This window comes from Methylophaga sp. UBA5088 (assembly GCF_002414625.1).
Classification (GTDB): Bacteria; Pseudomonadota; Gammaproteobacteria; order Nitrosococcales; family Methylophagaceae; genus Methylophaga; species Methylophaga marina.
The window spans coordinates 1-22,493 of sequence record NZ_DIAC01000040.1 but is presented as its reverse complement, the minus strand read 5'-3'; the positions used below and the strand labels follow the sequence as shown (position 1 = coordinate 22,493).

Below are 22,493 nucleotides of genomic sequence, written 5' to 3'. Positions count from 1 at the left end.
AAAGACTCCAATCTGACGCAAAATTACAATGAGTTATCGATTTTAACGTAAAAAACCCTATAAAACCTATCTTATTTTTACTAAGTGTAGTTAGTCTGGCAAAATTTACGTCTTAACTTATTCACAGAGAAACAAAATGCAAGCAAGGCCTGAAAAACCACGTCTGGCTTGGGCTATTACAGGCTCAGGACATTATCTGAAAGAATGTTTGGAAATTGTCCATGAGTTAGATGACGTGGACTTGTTTTACAGCCGAGCTGGTGAAGAAGTTGTAAGGATGTACGGCTATGATCCAAAATCATTCGTACCAGAGGGGCGAGTCTACCGTGATAGAGCGGCTAGCTCACCGCCAGTCGGTTTATTTTATCGAGGTGACTATCATAGCCTTGTTGTCGCTCCAGCTACGTCTAACACCGTTGCTAAGATGGTCATGGGCTTATCTGATACTTTGGTAACGAATATATATGCCCAAGCAGGAAAATGTCGTATACCAAGCATTGTGCTCGCCTGTGATTCTGAACCAGAAATAGATACCCCTGCACCAGACAGAATTGTGCATGTTTCTCCCAGAGCGATAGATCTACAACATACGACTACATTAAAACAGTTCGAGGCAACAACCGTGGTAGATAATGCTGATGAATTATTCAATGTACTGAAGCAACGTCTGGCTGAGGTCGGTTAGTACCTCTGATGGCGAGGAAGATATTATTTCTTACAGGCAAACTGGCTGAGCCCAGTGTGCATAAAGTGTTGGAAGAAATGGCGCCACTCCCCTTTGAGTATCGAGTTCATCAGATAGGCGTGTCTGTCGCAGCATTGATGACAGATAAAATGATAGGTAGACGACTCAAGCCTGAAGATTTTGAAGGGTTTGATGAAATCATAGTCCCAGGCCGCTGTCGAGGAGACCTCGAGCTACTAAGCCAAGATCTGGGTATTAAAATTACGCGTGGCCCAGATGAAATCAAAGATCTACCAATGCAGTTTGGTAAAGCCCGTAAAAAACCAGATTTATCTCACCACGCTGTCAAAATATTTGCCGAAATCGTCGATGCTCCTGAACGCTCTATTGAAAGTCTGTTAGAACGTGCCCGGTATTATGCTAGCCAAGGGGCGGATGTTATTGATATTGGCTGTTTACCTGAAGAAAAATTTCCATTAATGGAAGAAGCTATTGCAGCATTACATGATAATGGTTTTAAAGTGAGTGTGGACTCACTTTCGATTCATGACCTGCAGCGTGCGTCCAAAGCAGGTGCTGACTATTTATTAAGTTTGACTGAAAAAACGATTGATCTGGCAAAAGAAACAGACGCCGTCCCAATTTTAGTTCCTGCTGAGCCAGGTTCCCTTGCCTCACTGGAGCGAGCTATGGAAGCCATGGATAAAATTGGTAAACCGTGGGTGGCAGATCCGATTTTAGATCCCATTCATTTTGGTTTAACGGCCTCAATTGTTCGTTACCATGAATTACGGCGGAAATACCCTGATGCGCCGATCATGATGGGAGTAGGTAATCTGACAGAGTTAACTGACGCGGATACTACCGGAATCAATGCCATGTTGTTTGGCATGATTTCTGAGTTAAATATTAACTGTGTATTAGCCACAGAAGTTAGCTCGCATGCACGACGGGCCATACGTGAAGCCGATGTGGCGAGACGAATGATGTTTGCCGCCAAACAGGATAATAGTCTACCAAGAGATTTTACAGGTGACTTGTTGGTGTCACACGAACGACACCCGTTTACGGATACTGCTGATGAAATTCATGCTTTGGCCGACACGATTCGAGACCCGAACTACCGGATAAAAGTCGCAAAAGAAGGCATTTTTATGTTCAATCGTGATGGTATTGTGCAGGATATTGATCCATTTGAATTCTATCCCCATCTAGACGTAGAGAATGATCCCGGCCATGCATTTTATCTTGGTGTTGAACTGGCCCGCGCCGAAGTCGCCTGGCAGTTAGGTAAGCGTTATACCCAAGATGAAGATTTACAATGGGGTTGTGCCGTTGATGTGGCAGAAGAAGATTTAACAGAGCAAAAGGTGGAAGGTACCACCATGAAAAAAACCAAGAAAGATCGTGCCTGCGGTACAGCAGATAAAACCGATACACCAAGAGAGAGTATGAAAAAAGTCGTCCGTGACGAGCATGCCCCAAAAGTCAAAAAAACTCGCACGGCGTGTGGTACGGCTGAACCTAAGTAAAATAAAAAAGGAGCATCCTAGTGGTACGGCTGACCGCAAAAATTCATGAAGTTATTGTGACGACAAAAAATGCTGATGGTACAGCACATCATGCGCCTATGGGTGTTAGTGAAGTAAATGGTTACTTTCAAATAAAACCTTTTAAACCATCGACAACTTACAATAACTTAATGCGTCATCGCTCATGTAGTATTAACTACACGGATGATGTACGCGTGTTTGCAGGAGCATTAACCGGGCACCGACAATGGCCATCTTCAGCATGTGAAAAGATAGATAGTCTCTATTTAACAAATGCACTTAGCCACACAGAAATAGCTATCCAGAATGTTGATGACGATGATCCCCGCGCCTGTTTTTATGGCGATGTTGTACATGAACAGCAACATGGCTTATTTCGTGGATATAACCGTGCACAAAGTGCCGTCATTGAAGCCGCCATATTGGTTAGCCGTTTGTCGATGTTGCCAGAACAAAAAATTCGCGATGAAATTAACTATTTGACCATCGGTATGGAAAAAACAGCGGGTGAACGCGAGTGGGAAGCGTGGGGCTGGTTAATGAAAAAGGTGAGAGAAGCAGGTATCAATGTCGAATAATACAAAATGGCTAGCCAGTGTACAGTCATTGGAAGAAGCTCAGAGCCTCAACGGCTGTCTGCCAGATATTCTTGATATGAAACAGCCGGCAAAAGGGGCCTTAGGCGCTTTGCCTGTAGATATAGTGGAAGATATTGTTAAGTCGGTATCGGGACGTTGTCTAACCAGCGCGACAATTGGTGATTTGCCAATGCAGTTTGATGTCATTGAGCCGGCAATCATGAATATGGTTGGAACAGGCGTGGATTATGTCAAAATTGGCTTATTCGGAGGTGAAGAACAAGCGGACTGTTTACAAGCATTAACGCCAGTTATCAAACAACTCACCACGCCGGTAATTGCTGTGATATTTGCTGATCGTAATTATGAAACTGATGTAATAGAACAGGTTCTAAAAGCAGGTTTTAGCGGTGTGATGGTTGATACCGCAGAAAAAAATGGTCGCTCTTTATTGGATTTATGGTCAATTGATGCGTTGACAGCGTTTGTAAACATAGTGAAAAACGCAGAAAGTTTATGTGGCTTGGCAGGTGCTTTACGCATTGAGGATATTGCTACCCTACGCGCATTAAAACCCGACTATCTGGGATTCCGTAGTGCTCTGTGTCCTGAGCGCAGAAGAAACGCATCACTGTCAGCGACATTAGCTCAAACAATCGCATCAGAGTTAGAGTAAACCGAGTCAAGACGTCTATTGGCAGGATGCCAGAGGCAATTACTATTAATTAATTTGCAAGGAGGCAAATATGCCACGTATACAGCGTGCTATCACTGTTGTTTTCATTTTCACCCTGCTTAGTCTTAATGGGCTAGTTCATGCTGCTCAGACTATGCCACCCGTGCAACTGGCCAGTGTCTATAAGCCAGAGAGGACTGAGCCAGTATCTGCCTATCTCGTCAGTGAAAAGTTCGATGGTGTACGGGCTATCTGGACAGGTCAACAACTTCTGACCCGTAGTGGCAATATTATCAACGCCCCAGACTGGTTTACTGCTTCCCTACCCGATGTATGGTTGGATGGTGAGTTGTGGACTAAACATCAAGACTTTGCACGGCTCAGTGGCATTATAAGAACACAAATACCGGATGATGAAGCTTGGCGAAAAGTGAGTTATCGGGTGTTTGATATGCCCGATCGTGAACTGCCTTTTGAACAACGTTATCAAAACTACACAAGTTTAATCACAAAACTAAATCTGCCACATATTAAACCTGTTAAACAATATCGGCTGATAAACAAAACGGCTTTACAAGACCTGTTACAAGATAAGATAGAACACGGTGCTGAAGGTCTGATTTTACATCTGGCGTCAGCTAAACATCACGGTGGGAGAACGCAGGCTTTATTAAAACTCAAGCCATATGATGATGCTGAAGCCACCGTTATTGCGCATTTGCCAGGCAAAGGTAAATACACTAATCAGTTAGGCGCATTACGTGTTAAAAATAAGCAAGGCCGGGTCTTTTCGATCGGTAGCGGCTTATCAGATCAAGACCGTATTAACCCACCTCCCATCGGCAGTGTCATTACCTATCGTTATCAGGGGGTTACTAAAACTGGATTGCCTCGGTTTGCCCGCTTTTTGCGTATTCGCGAGACCGATCTGGATTAAACCTGTTTCACTTTTTTAGTTTTTTCAGTGCAGTACAAGCTCAACCAGAGACATGGTTGAGCTTGATATCACTGTATGAGAACACTTAGGCCATATGCACGATTTTTTTCACCAGAAAAGCCACAAAAGGTCTAACAATAAGAATACAAATAAAGGCGGCGGGCATGGCAACTTTGTATGCGTTTAGGGCATCACTGATGTAGTGTGAGGATAGGCCCTGATTAACGCCAGTAATAATTAAGCACATTAAGAAGGCCATAATACCTGCCATATAAAGTGCAAAAACATACGGCGTGAGTTTAACGGGTAATTTTTTTGTATTCATTAATTAACTCCTCTTAAGCAATGTGAGCAGTTTAGTCTTGCTATTGTTAAGTTTGTAGTGCATATAAACTAATTGTACTGTTAAGCTAAGCTTATTAATTTTTCATTATTATTGTTGGTAAAGTACAAATGGACACAATGCGTGGCGTTGAGAGTTTTGTCAGATCGGTCGAGTTAGGTAGTCTTGCCGCGGCATCAAGAAGACTTGGCATAAGTGCCGCAGCGGTCAGCCAAAATATTGCACGCTTAGAGTCATCTCTTGGTACACGTTTATTGACCAGAACAACAAGAAGTCTGGCATTGACCGATACTGGTGAGGTGTATTACCAGCGTGTTAAGGGTTTATTGCAGGAAATGGAGTTGGCAGCTGAGGCCGTTTCATACGTAGAAGGCAAGGTGTCTGGAAGACTAAAAATAGCCTGCTCAGCTGCATTTGCACGACATGTTCTCGCTCCCCTCCTCCCCATATTTTATGAACAATATCCGGATTTGAGTATAGAGCTGATTGCCAGTGACAGACATGTCGATCATCGACAGGAAGGTATTGATGTCAGCATCAGAATACGTGAGCAGTTAGATGACAGTCTGGTGGCGAACAGACTAACCACGGTTCCGTTAGTTTATTGTGCGTCGCCAGAGTATCTGAATAAAAACGGTATACCGGATTCCATCGCTGAATTACGTCAGCATAGATGTTTGTTATTTAAGATACCTGTTGATGAGAAAATTGTAGGCTGGTCATTTTTACGGCATGGGCAACGCTTTCAGCCTGAAGTGAGAACAGCCATGGTTTGTGATGATATCGATATGTTGGCTAATATCACACTCGCTGGAGGAGGTATTGCTAGAATCGCCGCTTTTGTTGTGACTCAACATGTGGCGGAAGGCAGGCTTATTTCTTTATTTGAGGAGGGAAGTCATACAGAGCTTCATGGTGAGCCTGAGCCATTAGACTATTATTTTTGTGTCGCTGATCGTTTTGCTAAAACATTAAAAGTGAGGGTTCTGCAGGAGTTTTTGCATCAGAATTTACCGACCAACTGGCTATAATAGGTGGGTGCGAATAAGTTATTCCTCTTATCAGACAGAGCTGAACAGTGTAATCAGCTAAAAAAACGAACTATGATGATAGGCTTGATATCAAGCAATGTAGCGACAAAATTCTTTTATGAGTCAAGTAAACGGAATAACATTTCGCGAATGGTATGCGGCTCGAAAGGTTTGTTGAGAATGGCTGAGACTCCGGCCTGCTCGACCTGCCCTAATCGTGCTTCATTATTTTCGGTGGTGAGTATCATGATGGGGATAGCGTCATTACCCATATCATTTCTGATGTATTGTACTAATTCATGCCCATCCATTTCCGGCATATTCAAATCAGTCACAATGAGGTCATAATGGTTTTCATTGATCTTATCTAATGCTTTGCGGCCATTTTCGGCATCATCAATATGTAAGATCCCCATCGTACTAAAAATACGCATAATGTGATTACGCGATGTCAGGCTGTCATCTACCACCAACAAACTGAGTTCACTCACATCATAGCTTTCAAGAGTAATCTCTTCCGGATCAATGATATCGAGTGTGGCTCTGATAGCACGTTGTAAATCTTTATGATCGAAGGGTTTAGGTAGAATGGCAATCACACCAGCTTGCCTAACGGGTTCAAGTGCCGCATGCCCTTTTTCACTTGAGATCAGCATATAGGACATATTCAGTTGAGGGTGTTTGTGTATAACGGTCTCTATAAGCTCATTGGCAGTCATATCCGGTAAATACATGGCGGTAATGACCAGATCTGGCGGATATTTATCAATAAAGTCTAATGCTTCTTTACCGCTGCTGACACCATCAATTTTATGCACACCCTCTTCATGCAGATGACGCATAATCAGTTTGAGCTGCATGGCTGATGGTTCAACCAGAAGAATAGACAAATCGTTAGCTGTAAGTAAGGCCATAGGTTTTACTTTCTTACCAAATCTTGTTCAACGGTATGTCGAGTTTGATGGTTTGTCAGAACTTCAATAAGGGTTAAGGCAAAATCCATCGCTGTACCAGGTCCTTTTGAAGTAATTATTCTGCCATCGACGATAACAGACTCATCGGAAAGTGAGATTTCAGGCCAATCTTCTTGCTTTATTGCTCCCGGATAGCAAGTGGCTTTATGCTGATTGAGGATTTTAGCATGAGCTAGTACCAGCGGAGCAGCACAAATGGCAGCGATGTGTTTATTAGCATTTAACTGCTTTTGTAATAACACTGAAATACGGGAATCTTGATTAAGATTGTTTGTGCCGGGCTGTCCGCCCGGCAAAACAATCATGTCAAAATCAGCGTTAACCATATCCTCAAGTAAATGGTCAGCAAACAGAACAATCTGTCTACTGCCTGTAACCTGATGTCGCTGGCTAAGGCTAGCCGTTACTACATTGATCTCTGCTCTTCTCAGTAGATCGATAACGGTAACCGCTTCAATCTCTTCAAAACCCTCGGCGAGAGGTATCAATACAGTAGACATAAGCTATCCTTTATTTTTTAAGGATGGTCATTCCCTTCAACAAATTAAGTGCTTGAGATAAAGCATAATCAGAGACTTCTAGCGGCTGTTCTTTCTCTTTATCAGCCTGGTTCTGTTTTGCATCGGTCTCTTCTTCTTCATCACCATTCATAAGGTGATGTGCTAAATCACGCTCACGAAGAGGCGTAAACTCTGCATCTTCGATGGCTGAAATATGTACGGGTTTAAGCTCAATATCAGGCACAATACCTTCTGCTTGAATAGAGCGACCTGATGGCGTGTAATAGCGAGCAGTCGTCATCTTCACAGCTGTGTCATTGGTAAGAGGCATCACTGTTTGGACAGAGCCTTTACCGAAGGTTTTTGTTCCCATAATGACGGCACGGTCATGATCCTGTAAGGCACCAGCCACAATCTCAGAAGCGGAAGCAGAGCCACCGTTGACTAAGACAACGAGTGGCGCGCTTTTCAACATATCGTCTGGCGTCGCATGGAATTTCTGATCTGAGTCTGCAATACGACCTTCGGTATAAACAATAAGGCCTTTTTCTATGAAAGCATCAGAAACTTCAACGGCGGCATCTAGTACGCCACCTGGATTGTTACGTAAATCCAGAACCAGTCCGTTTAAGGCGCCATTATTTTCTTTTTTCAGGTCAGAAATAGCTTCTCTTAAGCTTTCACCCGTTCGAGACTGGAAGGTAGAAATCCGAACATAGGCATAACCGGGTTCCAACATTCTTTTCTTAACACTCTCCACTTTGATAATGGCACGAGTGATATTAATTTTTAGCGGTGTATCTTCGCCTTCACGAATGACGGTTAGCATCAGATCCGTACCAGGTTTGCCGCGCATGATGTCAACGGCATCGTTCAGTGTCATTCCTTTAACTGGCGTATCATCAAGACGAATAATTAAATCACCTGGCTTGATACCGGCTTTAGCTGCAGGGGTATCATCAATAGGTGTCACTACTTTGACAAAGCCATCTTCCATACTGACTTCGATACCTAAACCACCGAACTCGCCAGAGGTGCCTTCACGTAACTCTTTGAACTGATCTTTATCCAAGTATGTCGAGTGTGGATCCAGACCAGAAAGCATGCCGCGAATGGCATTTTCTAATAATTGTTTATCTTCTACTGGCTCTACATAACTGCTTTTTATTCTGCCAAAAATCTCAGAAAAAGTTCGCAAGTCTTCAAGAGGTAGATCGGGTTTAGTGGCTTCCCTGTCAGCAAAAACCATTTGGCCAAATACGAGGGTGGCACCTAAAATTACGCCGCTGGTAATTAAGCCGAAATCACGTTTAAACAAACTCATATTCCTTCCTTAATCGATAAGACTTGTCAGCCTTGTTTTCCCAACCATTTTAATGGATTTGTTGGGCTGCCTCGGTGACGAATTTCAAAATATAGGCCGGAAAGGCCGCGAATTCCTTGTTCGCCTGACTGTGCTATAACATCGCCGGCCTTAACATATTCACCGACATCTCTCAGTAGTGATTCATTGTTGCCATAGAGGGTCATGTATTTATCACCGTGATCAATGATGATTAACAGACCAAACCCTCTCAACCAGTCAGCAAAGACAATGGTGCCGGCTGCTGTGGCTTTGACATCATTTCCAGTTGGTGACGCAATGACGATACCTTGCCACTTGAGTTTACCAAGATTTCTCGAGCTACCATAGCGGGCAAGTATTTTTCCACTCACTGGCCAATCTAGTTTACCTGTCAGACGTGAAAAAGGTGTGTTTGGTTTCACAGCCGTGAGTTTCTTGCCTGGCTTGGGTGCCGGTGGTGTTGGTGTAGGCTTTTTACTCAGTGAATTGAGTAGCTGTTGTAGGTTTTTTTCTTCTTCTTTTAAAGAGGCTAAACGACTATCTTGGCTGGTGATGCTTTTATCTAGCGCGACCAATGTCGCTTTTCTTTGTTCGGTTTGTTGCTGAAGCTCAGTTTGCTTAGAACGCTGTTGCGTTAGCATGTTTTCCAGTGACTGTTGAGCAAGCAATACTTCACGTTGCTCATTGTTAAGCTTGGTTAGCAGTTGGTGAATATTATGTAGCTCTTGCTGTCTGGCCTGATGGAAATAGCGAAAATACGTACTGCCTCGACTCAGAGTAGAAATATCTTTCTGATTAAGTAAGAGTTCAAGATAACTGGGTTCGGCATGAATAAAAGCGGTGCGTATCTGACTATAAAGGGCATCTAGTTGTTGTTTTTGTTCTTTTTCTTTAATGCCCATTTCCTGACGTAAGGCCTCAACCTCTTTATGTTTATTGTCTATTTGGGTTTCGATATTTCGCAGCTGTTTGTTCAGTTCAGAAACTTGTCGGCTCTGTTTTTTTAATTTCTCGAACAGAGCTTCCCTGTCAGCCTTCTTTGCAGAAAGATCGCTATTTAGGGATTTTATTTCATCACGAACGTCATCTAAGCGTGCCGCTGAGTCTGTCTCAGCATGAACACTGAAACAGATCAGCAGGCTTAAGCTCGCCAGTAAGATCTTTAATGTCACGTTTTTGTTTACTTGGGCAGAACTAATCGTTTTTTATTCATTTCATCAGGGATTGTCAGCCCCATCAAAGACAACATCGTTGGTGCGATATCAGACAAAGTGCCCCCATCAACACAGTCGGCTTCACGACCCGCGAATAATAACGGAACAACGTTGTTTGTATGGGCGGTGTGGGGCTGCCCCGTCTCATGATTGACCATGCGCTCGGCGTTTCCATGGTCAGCGGTTACCAGCATTTCACCGCCGACTTTTTCTATTGCTGACCAGATTTTACCCAAACTGACATCCAGTGTTTCAATGGCCTTTACCGCTGCAGCAAAATTACCGGTATGGCCTACCATGTCAGCGTTGGCGAAGTTACAGATGATGACATCGTATTTTTCGCTGTTAATGGCTTCGACCAGTTTTTCAGTGACTTCGGGTGCATTCATTTCAGGTTGTTGATCATAGGTATCCACTTTAGGTGATGGGATGAGTATACGGTCCTCACCCTCATAAGGCGCATCCTGACCACCGTTGAAGAAAAAAGTCACATGTGCGTATTTTTCTGTTTCGGCAATACGTAGTTGAGTTTTACCCTGAGCCGATAAATATTCCCCCAAGATGTTATGTAACTTTTCTGTGGGGAAGGCGATAGGTGCGGTAAAGTCTTTTTTGTATTCTGTTAGCGTGACAAAATCTGCTAATTCGATCTGTCGTGGTCGTGTAAAACCTGAAAATTCAGGGTTGATGAAACATTCTGTCAATTCGCGGGCACGATCTGAACGGAAGTTCATAAAGATGATGCTGTCACCATCATTCACTTTCACTGGATCGCCAATGGTAGTGGCTTTAACAAACTCATCGGTCTCTTCTCGTTCATAAGCCGCCTGCAGGGCTTCGATGCCTGTTGCTGCCTGATACTGACCCTTACCTTCAGTGATGAGTTGATAAGCTTCTTCGACACGATTCCAGCGATTATCTCTGTCCATGGCGTAGAATCGACCGATAACTGTAGCAAGTCTTCCGGCGCCTGATGTTTTAAAACTGTCCTCAAGTTTTTCAATAGCCGTGTGAGAGCTTTTCGGCGGTGTATCGCGTCCATCGAGGAAGGCATGGACGTAAATGTTTTTAGCACCCTGCTTCGCGGCTAGTTCGACCATCGCATGAAGATGTTGTTCGTGACTGTGAACACCACCGTCAGACAGTAAGCCAAAGATATGTACCGCGTTATCAGTTTTTTTTGCTTTTTCTACGGCATCAATCAAAACACGATTGTTAAAAAACTCACCATTCTTGATTGCCAGACTAATACGGGTAAATTCCTGATAAACCACGCGCCCCGCGCCCAAGTTTAAATGACCGACTTCAGAATTACCCATTTGATCGCCAGGCAGCCCCACACCCTCCCCTGAGGCATTGATTAATGTGTGTGGATAGTTTTTCCACATATCATCCCAGTTTGGGGTATCTGCTGCGAGAATAGCATTGTTTTCTGCGGATTCGCTGTAGCCCCATCCATCGAAGATGATGAGCGCCAGAGGTCTGTGTGTTTGAGTCATTGATTAGTCCTTAAAACGAATGGTGGTCTGGCTCTCTGCTGACTCACCGTTGTCTTGTATGTCATTAAGAATTGATGCCGTGTATTATATGGTGTTTTGTGATGAAATACAGTCACGGGTACTGACGGGCAAAATTGTGGCACAAGCTTTAAACATGGATTCTATCGCGGCTGATAATGATATCGAGCGTGCTGCATTTGCACTGAAAGCGATGTCTCATCCTCTTCGTTTGAAGATTCTCTGCGCGATTGGAGAAAATGAATTATCCGTTCAGGATATCGTAGAGCATGTTGGCACGACACAAAGTAACGTCTCCCAGCATTTGGCAAAATTGCGTGAAAAAGAGATTCTCATGTCTCGTCGTGACGCTAATCGCATTTATTATCGTGTAAACGATGAACGAACGCTTCGTTTGATTGAGATGATGCGTGAAGTATTCTGTTCTGCAAAAAATTAATCTAATTTTAAGACAGCTTTAAGGGTTGATATGGAAAATTTGGGCGAGTTTATTGTTAATCATTGGATTTTAAGCACGGCATGGATTGTATTAGCTTGGTTAGTTTTTTCCGATGCAATTAATCGTAAACTGACAGGATTACATCCGCTTGATGTGAACCAGTCAGTCCGACTAGTCAATCAGTACAAAGGTAAGTTTGTTGATGTGCGAGAACCGGAAGAGTTTGAAAAAGGGCATATTGCTGACTCAGTAAACCTCCCGCTCTCCAAGTTGGATGAAGAAATTAGTAAGCTAAAAAATAAGTCGCAACCATTAGTCATTGTATGTGCCAGTGGTCAACGTGCAAAAAATGCTGCTAAAAAGTTCAAATCGAATGACTTCGAGGAAGTCTATGTAATGACTGGCGGCATTAATGGATGGAAAGAGGCAAAATTACCCCTCTTTAGTTAATTAAACAAAATGGCAGGATTTTTATTGTGGCAAAAGTAATCGTTTATTCTTCCGCTCACTGTCCCTACTGTGTGATGGCAAAGCAACTGCTGGAGCGTAAAGGCGTTAAGTACGACGAAATTCGTGTGGATCTTGATCCCTCTAAAAGAGAAGAGATGATGAAAAAGAGCCAACAAAGAACCGTGCCACAAATATTTATCAATAATAAAGCCATAGGTGGCTACACTGATTTAGTTGCGATTGATCGCAGCAAAGAGTTAGACAGCCTCCTGGCGCAATCTTAAAACAAGAAGGAATAGAGATGGCTGAAGAAAATACAGCAGCAGGTGAAGAGCAGCAAAAACCACGTTTTGTGATTCAAAAAATTTACACAAAAGATGTGTCTTTTGAGTCACCTAATTCACCAGAAATTTTCCGTGAGGAATGGCGTCCGCAATTGGATTTGCAGCTAGGTAATGAATACAACCGTATCGACGATGATACACATGAAATTATTTTGTCAGTTACTGTCACAGCAAAAGTAGGTGATAAGACGGCATTTCTTGTGGAAGTCAAACAAGCTGGTATTTTTACTTTAACGGGCTACACCACAGAAGAAATGGGACCATTAGTCGGCAGCTATTGTCCGAATACCCTTTTCCCTTTCGTCAGAGAAGTCGTTTCTGATCTGGTGACCAAAGGTGGCTTCCCACAACTTGTCTTAGCGCCAGTAAATTTTGATGCGATGTACTTGCACCAGAAAGAACAGGTAGAAAGACAAGCCCGCGAAGCAAAATCAAACACCACTCACTAAGACTTGGGTAGCGGCTGTGGCAGAACAGGCCAATTTAACACCAACATTAGTTATGGGTGCCGGTGCCTGGGGAACGGCATTGGCGATGGCGATGGCCAGAAATGGTCATCAGACCTGGTTATGGGGACGTGATAAACAACATCGTTCGGAGATGACGTCGTCGCGTGAGAATACGCGTTATTTACCAGGTCAAGCTTTTCCTGAGGCCTTATCCATTGTTGATGATCTCGATACAGCCATACGTGATTGTCGACATGTACTAGTTTCTGTTCCCAGTAAAGCGTTTGTTGAAAGCTTGCATATGATCAAGCCAAGGCTTGGAGAGACAACGCCAGTTAGTTGGGCGACCAAAGGGTTGGCTCCAGATACGGGTGAGTTGCTCTATGATGTTGCTCGTTCGGTATTAGGTGAAAGTCATCCTTTGGCTGTCATATCCGGTCCATCCTTTGCTGCAGAAGTTGCCGCTAATCTTCCTACTGCCTTTACTGTCGCGTCGGAAGAGGGGCATTTTGCTGAGCAATTGGCGGGACTATTTCACTCTTCGACACTACGTGTGTACACAACTTATGATGTGCTGGGAGTACAGATTGGCGGCACAGTGAAAAATGTATTAGCGATCAGCGCAGGTATTTCTGATGGTTTAGGCTTTGGGGCTAATGCCCGAGCAGCATTGATTACACGAGGTATGGCGGAGATAAGACGTTTAGCCGCAGCACTAGGGGCTGAAACTGAAACACTGTTTGGCTTGTCTGGAATTGGTGATTTAATTTTAACCTGTACGGATGACCAAAGTCGTAACCGCCAATTAGGTTTGGCGATAGGAAGAGGACTCAGTGTTGAAGATGCTGTTCAAGCTGTAGGTAAAACGGTAGAAGGCATGCATGCTGCCAAAGAGGTCATGATAAGAGCTCGACAAGCTAAAATTGAAATGCCGATAGTGGAACAAGTATGCAAAATTTTGTTTGAAGGGTACGATCCACGAGAATCCGTTCAGACGTTGTTATGCAGAGAACAAAAAGCAGAACTCACACCTCCCGCTAATAAACGGGTTAACTAAAACGAGGAAGAATCTATGCGAGGCATTGTGAAGTACAGCACGGCAGTGACCGTTGCTTTAGCCCTGAGCCTGGGGCTGAGTGGTTGTGGTAACCCACTGAAAAAATCTGATGAAGTAGAAATTTCTACAGAGGGAAAAACCTTATTTGAAACAGGTTTGCAGTACGTTAAAATTGTCGATCGTGATGTGCCGGGTGTGGCTAACGACCATCCTTACTCAATATCTCCAGATACAATGCGTACGGTTTTAGAGTCTCTTTATGTAAATGAAAAAGTACTGTTCAACCAACGCCAAAACCCCTTGTTTTCACCTGCAGAGTTACAAATTCTGAGTAATGGCTTAGCGAATGGATTGAGCCGTGCGCAGCCAAATGAAGATGTGACTTTCGTGACGCTTGGTGTGCATCAGGGCATGATTGCGAAAGAGCGTCAAAGTGATAGTGGTCGTGTTTTCATGAGTGGTGGACGTTTAAACATCATCTTCGGTTTGTTGCATGAAGATTATCGTGACAAAGATCAATACACAGGTCAGGAAATTGACCGCCGTGTTAATCCTTTGCTGCCTGGTACAAGAAAGTTTGACTCAGAACCTGCTGTAAGAGTTGCTCTTGATAATGGTATGTCATATCACATTGATCCTGAGACGGGTAAAGAAAGAACAGACTGGATTGAGATTGATATTCCTACAGTCTTACAAACCGTTGCAGAACGTCAAGCTGATTCAAAAGATGCACTTATCAGCCCAGAGTTGAAAGAAGATATTGCGCGTAATAAGCAAGAAACCAGTAATCTTCGCGATGATATGGCTAATATCAAAGAAGTGTTATTTGATATGAGTGAAAAAATGGATAAGTTACAAAAAGAACTGGAAGCGCTGAAGAAATAATTCCAGCGGTTTATTTCCTACTTTAAAAGGGGCCTTGTGCCCCTTTTTTTGCCTGTTTTTTAGAGTTGATAGCGCCTGTCACTTACTGAAAGTCGTGGCAGTGAATTAATGTTCTTTGTCAGACTCAAGACTTTAAATTGCTGTCCCATTTGACCTGGCATCAATAACTGCTTTAAAGCCGCACTTTGTTGTAGCCAGTCAGCTGATGTCATTTCACTATGGCACTTCGCCGCAATTGAGGTGATATCGCCTGCTATTAGAAAATCACTTTGTTCATGGAATCCGGCGACATCCAGATCTTGTTCCAAAGCAATGTCAGCCAGAGTTGAGAACTCAGTGTGTGTCGTGATGTCTTGCAGCCCAGGTAAAAAGAATGGGTCATCATTGATTTGATGACGAAAATAGCAACATAAGGTCCCCTGCTCTCTTTCTTCGCGGTAGAACTCTGTAAAGCTATAACCATAGTCAATAATAAAGATGGCGCCGGCTTTTAGTGATTGAGCCGTAGTTTGTAGCCATTGCTGTGCTGTTAAGTTGATTTCAGTCTCGTAATATTCAGTTGAAATAAAGGATTGAATACGCTCAGCTTGTTTTTGAAGATCAGCTTTCGTGATGGCCCTGTCTTGCCATGCGAACGCGTTATTATTCCAGCCAACATGACGTTCAAATAATTCATTATCTTTTATTTTTATAAGGTTAACTGGCATGGCATCACATACTTCATTGGCCACAATAACCCCTTCAAACTTTTCTGGCAGGCTATCCAACCAAATAAAGCGATCCATAAGTTCAGGGATATGTTGCTGCAGATAGGCCCGTTGCCGTTGTCGTAAATCTGCGCTGATTTCTAGAATGAAATAATACTCAGGTAACTGGTGCTGGCTTTTGAGATAAGTCATGATATCGGCGGCCAGCTGTCCCGATCCTGCCCCAAATTCGAGTATCTGCTTTTTTGTTAACTGTACCAACACGTCATGTATATGTGTGGCAATACTATAACCAAAGAAATGACTGATCTCTGGAGCTGTAGTGAAGTCACCATACTTGCCCAGTTTATGACTGCCTGCACTGTAGTATCCATAGCCTGGGGTATACAGACAAGCTTGCATATAATCAGAAAAAGGAATTGAACCAGCTTGAGAATAGATCTGTGTCTTTATGATTTCTTTTAACGCATCACTGTGCTGTTGCGCTTCGGGAGAAACAGTCGATAATGTATCTGGATTATTCATCATTAAGGAGCAGCAATTGCAACAGGTTGTATTGGTGACAGGCACGAGTCGTCGAGTGGGTTTGCATATGGCCAAACGATTCCATGAACAAGGTTGTAATGTATTAGCACATTATCGTACTGAGACGTCGGGTGTCCAAGAAATGCGTGACTTGGGTATCGAAACAGTGCAGGCCGATTTTTCGTCGACGGAAACAATAATGACCTTTATTGAGGATTGCCAACAACGTTGTGAGTCTATAAGAGCCGTTATCCATAATGCGTCTTCTTTTTCACCCACACCAGATGATTTAGCAAAAGCTGCTGAGCAGTATGAACAGTTTTTTTATGTGCACATGATGGCACCTTTTCTTATCAACGAAGGCTTGAAGAATAAGTTTCAGGGAGATGACAACAAACCTGCTGATATCGTGCATATTACCGATATCAACGTGGAAAATCCGACCACTCGTTTTGATACTTATGGCACGACTAAAGCTGGACTTCATAATATGATGCTGGTGTTGGCTAAAAAATACGCGCCAACGATAAAAGTCAATGCCGTTGCTCCCGGGCCTGTGCTATTCACCGAGTCACACTCTGATGAGGTGAGGCAACAGATGATGTCTGAAACCCCATTAGGCTGTGAAGGTGGCGCCGAACCAGTCTTTTTGGCGGTAAGAAGTTTATTAGATAACCCTTTTCTGACCGGTGTATCAATCGCGGTGGATGGTGGTCGCCGACTCTCCAAACGATAAATGACCCACTTGGATAGCGGTGCCTCTTTGAATGCTCTTCGTAATGGGCTTGTCAGCTAAGAATAAAAACAACTCGTCGATTAATGGATAAAGAAAATACTCATCTGTCACTTGTCTGGCAGGAGTATTCAGGTCATCCGGTACAGTCAGTGAGCAAAGAATATCTAAGTCGGCAGGTCGATCTTTATGTTTGCGATCAGGATCTGCTCGATCTCGTCCAAGTGTCGTTTCTATGTCGTTACAGATATCTTTCAGACTTTCTTTCGATATATCAGTCTCAATGAAAATTACAGCATTAAGGAAGTCATGCTGACTGTTCATTCCTACTGGAGGAATGTGTAATACCCGACTGATATCAAAACTCGCAAAATGTGCCAAGAGCTGGGCAATAATCTGAGAAAAATTCTCAAAAGGCGCAATATTGCAGCCTAATCCAAGCAGGTAGCCGTTTCTTTTCTTGTGCATTATTTGCTTCGTTCAATCACAATCCGCGCGGTGTTTTGCCCATGAAGAGCGACAGGTTTGCTTAGTGTCAGCTTGAGTTTTGGAATTGAAAATTCAGTGAGTAGCATCTGCGTAAGATCTTCAGCGAGTGTCTCAATGAGCTGATAGTCACTGGCTTTAACAAAGTTAACAATTTTTTGGGCGATCGCACCATAATCGAGAGTGTTACTGATGTCGTCTGTTTCCGCAGCTTTACGAATATCCCAGTCCATTTCGAGATCAAAAGTCAGGGTCTGTTGGGTGTGTCTTTCCCAGTCGTAAATACCAATAATGGTATCGATTTTAAGGTCGTTAAGAAAAATTTTATCCATATCTCGATCTGTTAAAGGGTGGCAATCACTGATTCGCGACCTATAATGTCGCAACGTTTTTAAAAGGTAGCATCATATCATGCTTGAGACTTATACCTTACCCGTCATCTTATTGGTGGTCGCTTATCTTTTTGGTTCATTATCCAGTGCCATCATTCTCTGTAAACTGGCAGGCTTACCTGACCCGAGAACGCAGGGATCTGGCAACCCTGGAGCCACTAATGTGCTGCGTTTTGGAGGAAAGAAGCTTGCCGCTACCGTATTGCTGTTTGATGTTCTAAAAGGTGTCATTCCTGTTGCAGTGGCACATGCAGTCGGTCTTGAAATGGTATGGGTAGCGGGTACGGCATTCGCAGCCTTTTTAGGACATTTATTCCCCGTTTTCTTTGAGTTTAAGGGGGGTAAGGGAGTCGCGACAGCGTTGGGCGGTTTTATTGCTTTGTCCCCTGCTCTGGCTGCTGCAGGCTTAGCGACGTGGTTAATTATCTTTGCTGCGACACGAATATCATCGCTATCTGCCCTCGTGGCTGCTGGCTTAACACCCGTCTACAGCTTGTGGCTGATTGACAGTGTTAATGCACGTTGGATTATCTTGCTGACAGCACTGCTATTGATTGCCCGACATCATGGCAATATACGCCGTTTGCTCGCTAAAGAAGAATCTAAATCTGGTTAGTTTATGGTGGGCTGAGTTCATTCAGCGGCCAGCGAGGTCTGACAGTAAAACTTGGCACATCTTGATGTTTCATTGCCTCATGGCGCATGGCGCCTGCAAAAGCAATCATAGCGCCATTATCACTGCAAAATGCTTGTCGCGGATAAAACACTTCAACGCCCTTCATCGAGTCTAGTTTATGACGAAGCGCTTTATTGGCACTCACGCCTCCGGCCACCACTAAACGTTTATGCCCTGTTTGTTTGAGGGCTCTTTTACATTTGATAGCGAGGGTTTCGACAACAGCTGTCTGAAAAGCTAAAGCAATATCCGCTTTATCCTGTTCCGTTTGTTTTGTGTCCAGCCAGGTATTCATAGCAAATGTTTTTAAGCCACTGAAGCTAAAATCGAGGCCAGGTCGATTGGTCATCGGACGAGGAAAAACAAAGCGATCGGCAATACCTTGTTCGGCCTTGGCAGCCAGATAGGGGCCACCAGGATAATCCATCCCAAGTAGTTTGGCTGTTTTATCAAAAGCCTCGCCAACGGCATCGTCAATGGATTCACCCAGTAGCTCGTATTGGCCAACCCCTTTTACATCCACTAGCAAAGTATGACCACCTGACACGAGTAATGAGACAAAAGGAAAGGCTGGAGATGGTGTTTCGAGTAAAGGAGATAATAAATGCCCTTCCATGTGATTTATCGCTAAGGCAGGAATATTGAGAGCCCAGGCAAGGCTGCGACCTATCGCGGCGCCAACCAGTAATGCACCAGCTAAACCTGGTCCAGCCGTGTATGCAATGCCATCAATATCACTTCTGGATAATCCTGCCTCGGATAATACTTCTTCGATTAAAGGTAAGGTTTTACGAATATGATCTCTCGAAGCCAGCTCTGGGACGACACCACCATATTCGGCATGCATAGCTATTTGGCTAAATAAGCGATGAGCTAATAAACCTTTTTCAGTGTCGTAAATGGCGATACCTGTCTCGTCACAGGAAGATTCAATACCTAAAACACGCATTTTTTACCTAAACTATATTGTGAGTAAACGTGACTATTATGCCCTTTTTTATAAATAAAGTGATTTAACTGTTTGCTTTCCGGTAAATATTTCGTACAATTAGGGGTTTCCATACAAGAATTGTTTAGGGAGTTTTTTGAATGCCTGCAGTAAGAGTTAAAGAGAACGAACCATTTGACGTCGCTCTACGTCGTTTTAAACGTGCATGTGAAAAAGCTGGCACTGTTGCCGAAGCCCGTGCTCGTGAAGCTTATGAAAAACCAACAACTGTACGTAAACGTGCCGCAGCAGCAGCCGTAAAACGTCACCAGAAGAAACTGTCTCGCGAAAACGCAAGCCGTATCCGTCTTTACTAAAATCGTTATTCAGAGACAAGTCCAATACCATGCCTGCAGAAGCCAGCCCGTTAAAAGTTACTATTCAAGACAGCATAAAAGACGCTATGCGTGCGAAAGACAAAGAACGTCTTGCCGTGCTTCGTCAAATTTCAGCAGCGATTAAGCAAGTTGAAGTAGATAACCGGGTTGACCTTTCTGATGACGATATTGTTGTCATCCTGACTAAGATGAGCAAACAACGTCGTGAAGCATTAGAACAGTATGAAAATGCCTCTCGTGCAGATTTGGCGGATATCGAAAAAGCTGAACTTGCCGTTATTGAAGAGTTCATGCCTGAGCAGCTATCTGAAGAAGAGGTTGCTCAAGAAATCCAAACAGCCATTGAAGAAGCTGATGCAAGCAGTATTAAAGACATGGGCGCAGTCATGAATGTGTTGCGACCAAAAATTCAAGGCCGTGCTGATATGGCCGCAGTTAGTGGAAAAGTAAAATCAGCGTTAAGCAATTAAAACAGCAACGCTGCCGTATCTCATAAGATATGGTTAATATTTTCAATAAAATTCAGCCATAATACCAGATATGGCTGGTCAAATACCCCCACAATTCATTGATGAACTGCTAGCCCGGGTTGATATCGTAGATATCATAGATGCCCGGGTTGCTTTGAAAAAAGCAGGCAAGAATTTGCATGCCTGCTGTCCTTTTCATAATGAAAAAACTCCTTCGTTTACAGTTAGTCCGGAAAAGCAGTTTTATCATTGCTTTGGCTGTGGTGCACATGGCACAGCAATAGGATTCCTCATGGAATACGATCAACTTAGTTTTCCTGAAGCTATTCAGGAACTAGCTGATCATGTGGGGATGACTGTGCCGACCACACAAAATGTCTCGCAATCTCCGCAACAGAAAAACCTCTATGACTTGATGGATAAAGTCAGCCAATTTTACGTCCATCAGTTACAAACTCACCCCGACAGACAGCTTTTTGTGGATTATTTAAAGACTCGAGGGTTATCTAAAAAAACAGTTGAAATGTTTGGCATCGGTATGGCGCCAGATGGTTGGGATAATGTTTTAAAAACCTTTGGTTCTTCTCAAGCACAAGTTAAGCAGCTTCTGGATGCCGGTTTGTTGATCAAAAATGATGCTGGACGGACCTACGATCGCTTTCGACATCGTCTTATGTTTCCAATTCGTGATCGCAGAGGCCGAGTTATTGGTTTTGGCGGTCGAGTATTAGACGATTCAACACCAAAATACCTTAACTCGCCTGAAACACCGATTTTTCATAAAGGAACAGAGCTGTACGGCCTCTATCAGGCAAAAAAACAGAACCGTAAACTTGAACGAGTACTCATTGTTGAAGGTTATATGGATGTTATTGCTTTGGCCGAACATGGTATTACAAATGCAGTTGCCACACTGGGTACTTCAACCACACCGGATCATTTAAAACAATTATTAAGGGCCAGTCCTGAGGTTGTTTTTTGCTTCGATGGCGATCGTGCAGGTAGAGAAGCTGCCTGGCGAGCGGCGGAAAATGCATTACCTATGTTGGGTGGTAATCAGCAGCTGAAGTTTATGTTTTTGCCCGATGGTGAAGACCCCGATAGTATGGTGAGAAGGAATGGTGCAGAGGCATTCGAGTCAGAAGTGCTACATGCCCAAAATTATTCAGATTTTTTCTTCACATGGTTAACCGAGAAGGTTGACCTCAGTTCAATGGATGGACGCGCTCGTCTGGTAGAAATCACAAAGCCATACCTGAAACATGTTCCAGCGGGGGTCTATAGGGATATGTTAGAACAACGTTTAGCGGAGTTAAGCCAAACTAATATCGCTACATTAAACAGGCATATAGAGAAGCCCGCATCGAGACTGCAGAGAGCACCAAAGAAGCAAACACTAGCGACCATGACGCCATTAAGGCTAGCTATTAGCATTCTTCTGCAATATCCCATATTGGCGAGAGAGATTGATGACACAGCATCGATTAGTTCTCTTCAGTTACCAGGTGTGAATATTCTTAAAGAATTGCTTGAAACTCTTCATCAGTATCCCCATCTTACTACTGCGGCACTTCTAGAACGTTGGCGCGACAGGGAAAATGGTGCGCATCTTGAGAAGTTAGCGCTGCAAAGTTTGAGTTTGTCAGCTGATGAGCTCAAACACGAGTTGCTCGGTATATTTTCGCAACTACAAAAACAAGCTAAGGAACAACGACGAATTTATCTCGAGTCAAAACCGCTCAGTGAGTTAACCGAAGCAGAAAAAGCTGAGTTACGGTTATCGCAGAAATAAATGTTTATGTTAATTTGATGCAATAAATTTGTCATTTCAGTATAATGAAGTGTTCACGTCTATAAGCGTCACAGGGTTAAAGGGGCTGCATGAAAGATCAACAATCACGCGTTAAGGAACTGATCGCCTTAGGTAAAGAACGTGGTTATCTCACCTATGGTGAGATTAATGATCATCTTCCAGAAGATTTGGTAGATGCTGATCAGGTCGAAGATATTGTCAGCATGTTTAGTGACCTCGGTATCATGGTTCACGAAGATGGCATGGATACCGATGAAATGGAGCGTCTTGCTGAAGCGGTTTCGTCAAACGACGAAGTCTCCGATGAAGAAGCTGCTGCTGTCCTAGCAAGCTCTGATGGTGAATTTGGTCGAACTACTGATCCAGTACGTATGTATATGCGTGAAAT

At 43.5% G+C, this 22,493-nt stretch carries 28 protein-coding genes; 18 read left to right on the top strand and 10 right to left on the bottom strand.

Annotation, left to right across the window (positions count from 1 at the left end; all coding sequences use genetic code 11):
* The first annotated feature begins 136 nt into the window (after positions 1 to 136).
* From B4K20_RS05690 to B4K20_RS05670, 5 genes are all read left to right on the top strand, one after another.
* Positions 137 to 685, top strand: a complete 549-nt coding sequence (locus B4K20_RS05690; protein ID WP_289282196.1) for a flavoprotein — start codon at positions 137 to 139, stop codon at positions 683 to 685.
* Positions 686 to 693: 8 nt separating this feature from the next.
* Positions 694 to 2,217, top strand: a complete 1,524-nt coding sequence (locus tag B4K20_RS05685; RefSeq protein ID WP_289282195.1) for a DUF6513 domain-containing protein — start codon at positions 694 to 696, stop codon at positions 2,215 to 2,217.
* 20 nt (positions 2,218 to 2,237) lie between these two features.
* A complete protein-coding gene (locus tag B4K20_RS05680; RefSeq protein ID WP_289282194.1) occupies positions 2,238 to 2,816 on the top strand; it encodes a DUF447 domain-containing protein in 579 nt (192 codons plus the stop codon).
* Complete coding sequence (locus tag B4K20_RS05675) at positions 2,806 to 3,492, top strand: (5-formylfuran-3-yl)methyl phosphate synthase (protein ID WP_286305938.1); 687 nt, start codon at positions 2,806 to 2,808, stop codon at positions 3,490 to 3,492. Before B4K20_RS05680 ends, B4K20_RS05675 begins: the two co-directional genes overlap by 11 nt.
* Before the next feature lie 70 nt (positions 3,493 to 3,562).
* Complete coding sequence (locus tag B4K20_RS05670) at positions 3,563 to 4,429, top strand: DNA ligase (protein WP_286305937.1); 867 nt, start codon at positions 3,563 to 3,565, stop codon at positions 4,427 to 4,429.
* Between the two features lie 85 nt (positions 4,430 to 4,514).
* On the opposite strand, the gene B4K20_RS05665 is transcribed toward B4K20_RS05670, so the two are convergent.
* The gene (locus B4K20_RS05665; protein WP_289282193.1) at positions 4,515 to 4,754 is read right to left on the bottom strand and encodes a DUF2798 domain-containing protein; all 240 of its coding nucleotides are present in this window, start codon (positions 4,752 to 4,754) and stop codon (positions 4,515 to 4,517) included.
* Between the two features lie 128 nt (positions 4,755 to 4,882).
* Here B4K20_RS05665 and B4K20_RS05660 point away from each other — a divergent pair, with 128 nt between their 5' ends.
* Positions 4,883 to 5,803 carry a LysR family transcriptional regulator gene (locus B4K20_RS05660; protein WP_286305935.1) on the top strand — a complete coding sequence of 307 codons (921 nt, stop codon included), beginning with the start codon at positions 4,883 to 4,885 and terminating at the stop codon, positions 5,801 to 5,803.
* 116 nt (positions 5,804 to 5,919) lie between these two features.
* Here B4K20_RS05660 and B4K20_RS05655 read toward each other — a convergent pair whose 3' ends face one another.
* From B4K20_RS05655 to gpmI, 5 genes are read right to left on the bottom strand one after another with little or no spacing between them, the layout of a single operon-like run.
* Positions 5,920 to 6,717 carry a response regulator gene (locus B4K20_RS05655; protein WP_286305934.1) on the bottom strand — a complete coding sequence of 266 codons (798 nt, stop codon included), beginning with the start codon at positions 6,715 to 6,717 and terminating at the stop codon, positions 5,920 to 5,922.
* Positions 6,718 to 6,722: 5 nt separating this feature from the next.
* On the bottom strand, positions 6,723 to 7,277 hold the full coding sequence (locus B4K20_RS05650; protein ID WP_289282192.1) for a DJ-1 family glyoxalase III: 555 nt from the start codon (positions 7,275 to 7,277) through the stop codon (positions 6,723 to 6,725).
* Between the two features lie 10 nt (positions 7,278 to 7,287).
* Entirely contained in the window at positions 7,288 to 8,601 is a 1,314-nt protein-coding gene (locus B4K20_RS05645) for a S41 family peptidase (protein WP_286305932.1), read from the bottom strand.
* 26 nt (positions 8,602 to 8,627) lie between these two features.
* On the bottom strand, positions 8,628 to 9,794 hold the full coding sequence (locus tag B4K20_RS05640) for a murein hydrolase activator EnvC family protein (protein WP_289282191.1): 1,167 nt from the start codon (positions 9,792 to 9,794) through the stop codon (positions 8,628 to 8,630).
* Between the two features lie 8 nt (positions 9,795 to 9,802).
* Positions 9,803 to 11,335, bottom strand: coding sequence for a 2,3-bisphosphoglycerate-independent phosphoglycerate mutase (gpmI, locus tag B4K20_RS05635; RefSeq protein ID WP_289282190.1), 1,533 nt, complete (start codon positions 11,333 to 11,335; stop codon positions 9,803 to 9,805).
* Between the two features lie 154 nt (positions 11,336 to 11,489).
* Between gpmI and B4K20_RS05630 the strand changes: the two genes are divergently transcribed.
* From B4K20_RS05630 to B4K20_RS05605, 6 genes are read left to right on the top strand one after another with little or no spacing between them, the layout of a single operon-like run.
* Entirely contained in the window at positions 11,490 to 11,792 is a 303-nt protein-coding gene (locus tag B4K20_RS05630; protein WP_289282208.1) for an ArsR/SmtB family transcription factor, read from the top strand.
* 30 nt (positions 11,793 to 11,822) lie between these two features.
* The gene (locus B4K20_RS05625) at positions 11,823 to 12,242 is read left to right on the top strand and encodes a rhodanese-like domain-containing protein (protein WP_286305929.1); all 420 of its coding nucleotides are present in this window, start codon (positions 11,823 to 11,825) and stop codon (positions 12,240 to 12,242) included.
* Between the two features lie 26 nt (positions 12,243 to 12,268).
* Positions 12,269 to 12,526: a glutaredoxin 3 gene (gene grxC, locus B4K20_RS05620; protein ID WP_343749747.1), complete on the top strand. Its 258-nt coding sequence runs from the start codon at positions 12,269 to 12,271 to the stop codon at positions 12,524 to 12,526.
* A 17-nt stretch (positions 12,527 to 12,543) separates the two neighbouring features.
* Positions 12,544 to 13,035: a protein-export chaperone SecB gene (gene secB, locus B4K20_RS05615; protein ID WP_286305928.1), complete on the top strand. Its 492-nt coding sequence runs from the start codon at positions 12,544 to 12,546 to the stop codon at positions 13,033 to 13,035.
* A gap of 16 nt (positions 13,036 to 13,051) precedes the next feature.
* Positions 13,052 to 14,092, top strand: coding sequence for an NAD(P)H-dependent glycerol-3-phosphate dehydrogenase (locus B4K20_RS05610; protein WP_289282189.1), 1,041 nt, complete (start codon positions 13,052 to 13,054; stop codon positions 14,090 to 14,092).
* A gap of 15 nt (positions 14,093 to 14,107) precedes the next feature.
* Positions 14,108 to 14,977 carry a hypothetical protein gene (locus tag B4K20_RS05605; RefSeq protein ID WP_286305926.1) on the top strand — a complete coding sequence of 290 codons (870 nt, stop codon included), beginning with the start codon at positions 14,108 to 14,110 and terminating at the stop codon, positions 14,975 to 14,977.
* 59 nt (positions 14,978 to 15,036) lie between these two features.
* Here B4K20_RS05605 and B4K20_RS05600 read toward each other — a convergent pair whose 3' ends face one another.
* Positions 15,037 to 16,212, bottom strand: a complete 1,176-nt coding sequence (locus B4K20_RS05600) for a class I SAM-dependent methyltransferase (protein ID WP_289282188.1) — start codon at positions 16,210 to 16,212, stop codon at positions 15,037 to 15,039.
* A gap of 13 nt (positions 16,213 to 16,225) precedes the next feature.
* Here B4K20_RS05600 and B4K20_RS05595 point away from each other — a divergent pair, with 13 nt between their 5' ends.
* Entirely contained in the window at positions 16,226 to 16,945 is a 720-nt protein-coding gene (locus B4K20_RS05595) for an SDR family NAD(P)-dependent oxidoreductase (RefSeq protein ID WP_289243614.1), read from the top strand.
* Here the strand turns inward: B4K20_RS05595 and folK are convergent.
* Together folK and folB are read right to left on the bottom strand one after the other, a co-directional pair.
* Positions 16,904 to 17,410, bottom strand: coding sequence for a 2-amino-4-hydroxy-6-hydroxymethyldihydropteridine diphosphokinase (folK, locus tag B4K20_RS05590; RefSeq protein WP_289282187.1), 507 nt, complete (start codon positions 17,408 to 17,410; stop codon positions 16,904 to 16,906). The two genes, B4K20_RS05595 and folK, sit on opposite strands and share 42 nt — an antisense overlap.
* On the bottom strand, positions 17,410 to 17,760 hold the full coding sequence (gene folB / locus B4K20_RS05585; RefSeq protein WP_286305922.1) for a dihydroneopterin aldolase: 351 nt from the start codon (positions 17,758 to 17,760) through the stop codon (positions 17,410 to 17,412). Before folB ends, folK begins: the two co-directional genes overlap by 1 nt.
* 79 nt (positions 17,761 to 17,839) lie before the next feature.
* Between folB and plsY the strand changes: the two genes are divergently transcribed.
* Positions 17,840 to 18,436 carry a glycerol-3-phosphate 1-O-acyltransferase PlsY gene (gene plsY / locus B4K20_RS05580; protein ID WP_289243615.1) on the top strand — a complete coding sequence of 199 codons (597 nt, stop codon included), beginning with the start codon at positions 17,840 to 17,842 and terminating at the stop codon, positions 18,434 to 18,436.
* A gap of 1 nt (position 18,437) precedes the next feature.
* On the opposite strand, the gene tsaD is transcribed toward plsY, so the two are convergent.
* A complete protein-coding gene (gene tsaD, locus B4K20_RS05575; protein WP_289243771.1) occupies positions 18,438 to 19,445 on the bottom strand; it encodes a tRNA (adenosine(37)-N6)-threonylcarbamoyltransferase complex transferase subunit TsaD in 1,008 nt (335 codons plus the stop codon).
* 140 nt (positions 19,446 to 19,585) lie between these two features.
* Between tsaD and rpsU the strand changes: the two genes are divergently transcribed.
* From rpsU to B4K20_RS05555, 4 genes are all read left to right on the top strand, one after another.
* Complete coding sequence (gene rpsU, locus B4K20_RS05570) at positions 19,586 to 19,801, top strand: 30S ribosomal protein S21 (protein WP_007144284.1); 216 nt, start codon at positions 19,586 to 19,588, stop codon at positions 19,799 to 19,801.
* A gap of 29 nt (positions 19,802 to 19,830) precedes the next feature.
* Complete coding sequence (locus tag B4K20_RS05565; protein WP_286305920.1) at positions 19,831 to 20,292, top strand: GatB/YqeY domain-containing protein; 462 nt, start codon at positions 19,831 to 19,833, stop codon at positions 20,290 to 20,292.
* 70 nt (positions 20,293 to 20,362) lie between these two features.
* Positions 20,363 to 22,084: a DNA primase gene (gene dnaG, locus B4K20_RS05560; protein ID WP_289282186.1), complete on the top strand. Its 1,722-nt coding sequence runs from the start codon at positions 20,363 to 20,365 to the stop codon at positions 22,082 to 22,084.
* An 89-nt stretch (positions 22,085 to 22,173) separates the two neighbouring features.
* The coding region (locus tag B4K20_RS05555; RefSeq protein ID WP_289282185.1) for an RNA polymerase sigma factor region1.1 domain-containing protein at positions 22,174 to 22,493 on the top strand (320 nt) is incomplete at its 3' end.

Bases quoted from the DNA above. Each gene is read 5' to 3' on its own strand.
- folK (WP_289282187.1), bottom strand. From the start codon at position 17,410: ATGCACAAGAAAAGAAACGGCTACCTGCTTGGATTAGGCTGCAATATT.
- B4K20_RS05565 (WP_286305920.1), top strand. From the start codon at position 19,831: ATGCCTGCAGAAGCCAGCCCGTTAAAAGTTACTATTCAAGACAGCATA.
- B4K20_RS05675 (WP_286305938.1), top strand. From the start codon at position 2,806: ATGTCGAATAATACAAAATGGCTAGCCAGTGTACAGTCATTGGAAGAA.
- B4K20_RS05690 (WP_289282196.1), top strand. From the start codon at position 137: ATGCAAGCAAGGCCTGAAAAACCACGTCTGGCTTGGGCTATTACAGGC.
- rpsU (WP_007144284.1), top strand. From the start codon at position 19,586: ATGCCTGCAGTAAGAGTTAAAGAGAACGAACCATTTGACGTCGCTCTA.
- plsY (WP_289243615.1), top strand. From the start codon at position 17,840: ATGCTTGAGACTTATACCTTACCCGTCATCTTATTGGTGGTCGCTTAT.
- B4K20_RS05685 (WP_289282195.1), top strand. From the start codon at position 694: ATGGCGAGGAAGATATTATTTCTTACAGGCAAACTGGCTGAGCCCAGT.
- tsaD (WP_289243771.1), bottom strand. From the start codon at position 19,445: ATGCGTGTTTTAGGTATTGAATCTTCCTGTGACGAGACAGGTATCGCC.
- B4K20_RS05600 (WP_289282188.1), bottom strand. From the start codon at position 16,212: ATGATGAATAATCCAGATACATTATCGACTGTTTCTCCCGAAGCGCAA.
- B4K20_RS05645 (WP_286305932.1), bottom strand. From the start codon at position 8,601: ATGAGTTTGTTTAAACGTGATTTCGGCTTAATTACCAGCGGCGTAATT.
- dnaG (WP_289282186.1), top strand. From the start codon at position 20,363: ATGGCTGGTCAAATACCCCCACAATTCATTGATGAACTGCTAGCCCGG.
- secB (WP_286305928.1), top strand. From the start codon at position 12,544: ATGGCTGAAGAAAATACAGCAGCAGGTGAAGAGCAGCAAAAACCACGT.
- B4K20_RS05625 (WP_286305929.1), top strand. From the start codon at position 11,823: ATGGAAAATTTGGGCGAGTTTATTGTTAATCATTGGATTTTAAGCACG.
- B4K20_RS05630 (WP_289282208.1), top strand. From the start codon at position 11,490: ATGGATTCTATCGCGGCTGATAATGATATCGAGCGTGCTGCATTTGCA.
- folB (WP_286305922.1), bottom strand. From the start codon at position 17,760: ATGGATAAAATTTTTCTTAACGACCTTAAAATCGATACCATTATTGGT.
- gpmI (WP_289282190.1), bottom strand. From the start codon at position 11,335: ATGACTCAAACACACAGACCTCTGGCGCTCATCATCTTCGATGGATGG.
- B4K20_RS05665 (WP_289282193.1), bottom strand. From the start codon at position 4,754: ATGAATACAAAAAAATTACCCGTTAAACTCACGCCGTATGTTTTTGCA.
- B4K20_RS05650 (WP_289282192.1), bottom strand. From the start codon at position 7,277: ATGTCTACTGTATTGATACCTCTCGCCGAGGGTTTTGAAGAGATTGAA.
- B4K20_RS05655 (WP_286305934.1), bottom strand. From the start codon at position 6,717: ATGGCCTTACTTACAGCTAACGATTTGTCTATTCTTCTGGTTGAACCA.
- B4K20_RS05660 (WP_286305935.1), top strand. From the start codon at position 4,883: ATGGACACAATGCGTGGCGTTGAGAGTTTTGTCAGATCGGTCGAGTTA.
- B4K20_RS05670 (WP_286305937.1), top strand. From the start codon at position 3,563: ATGCCACGTATACAGCGTGCTATCACTGTTGTTTTCATTTTCACCCTG.
- B4K20_RS05605 (WP_286305926.1), top strand. From the start codon at position 14,108: ATGCGAGGCATTGTGAAGTACAGCACGGCAGTGACCGTTGCTTTAGCC.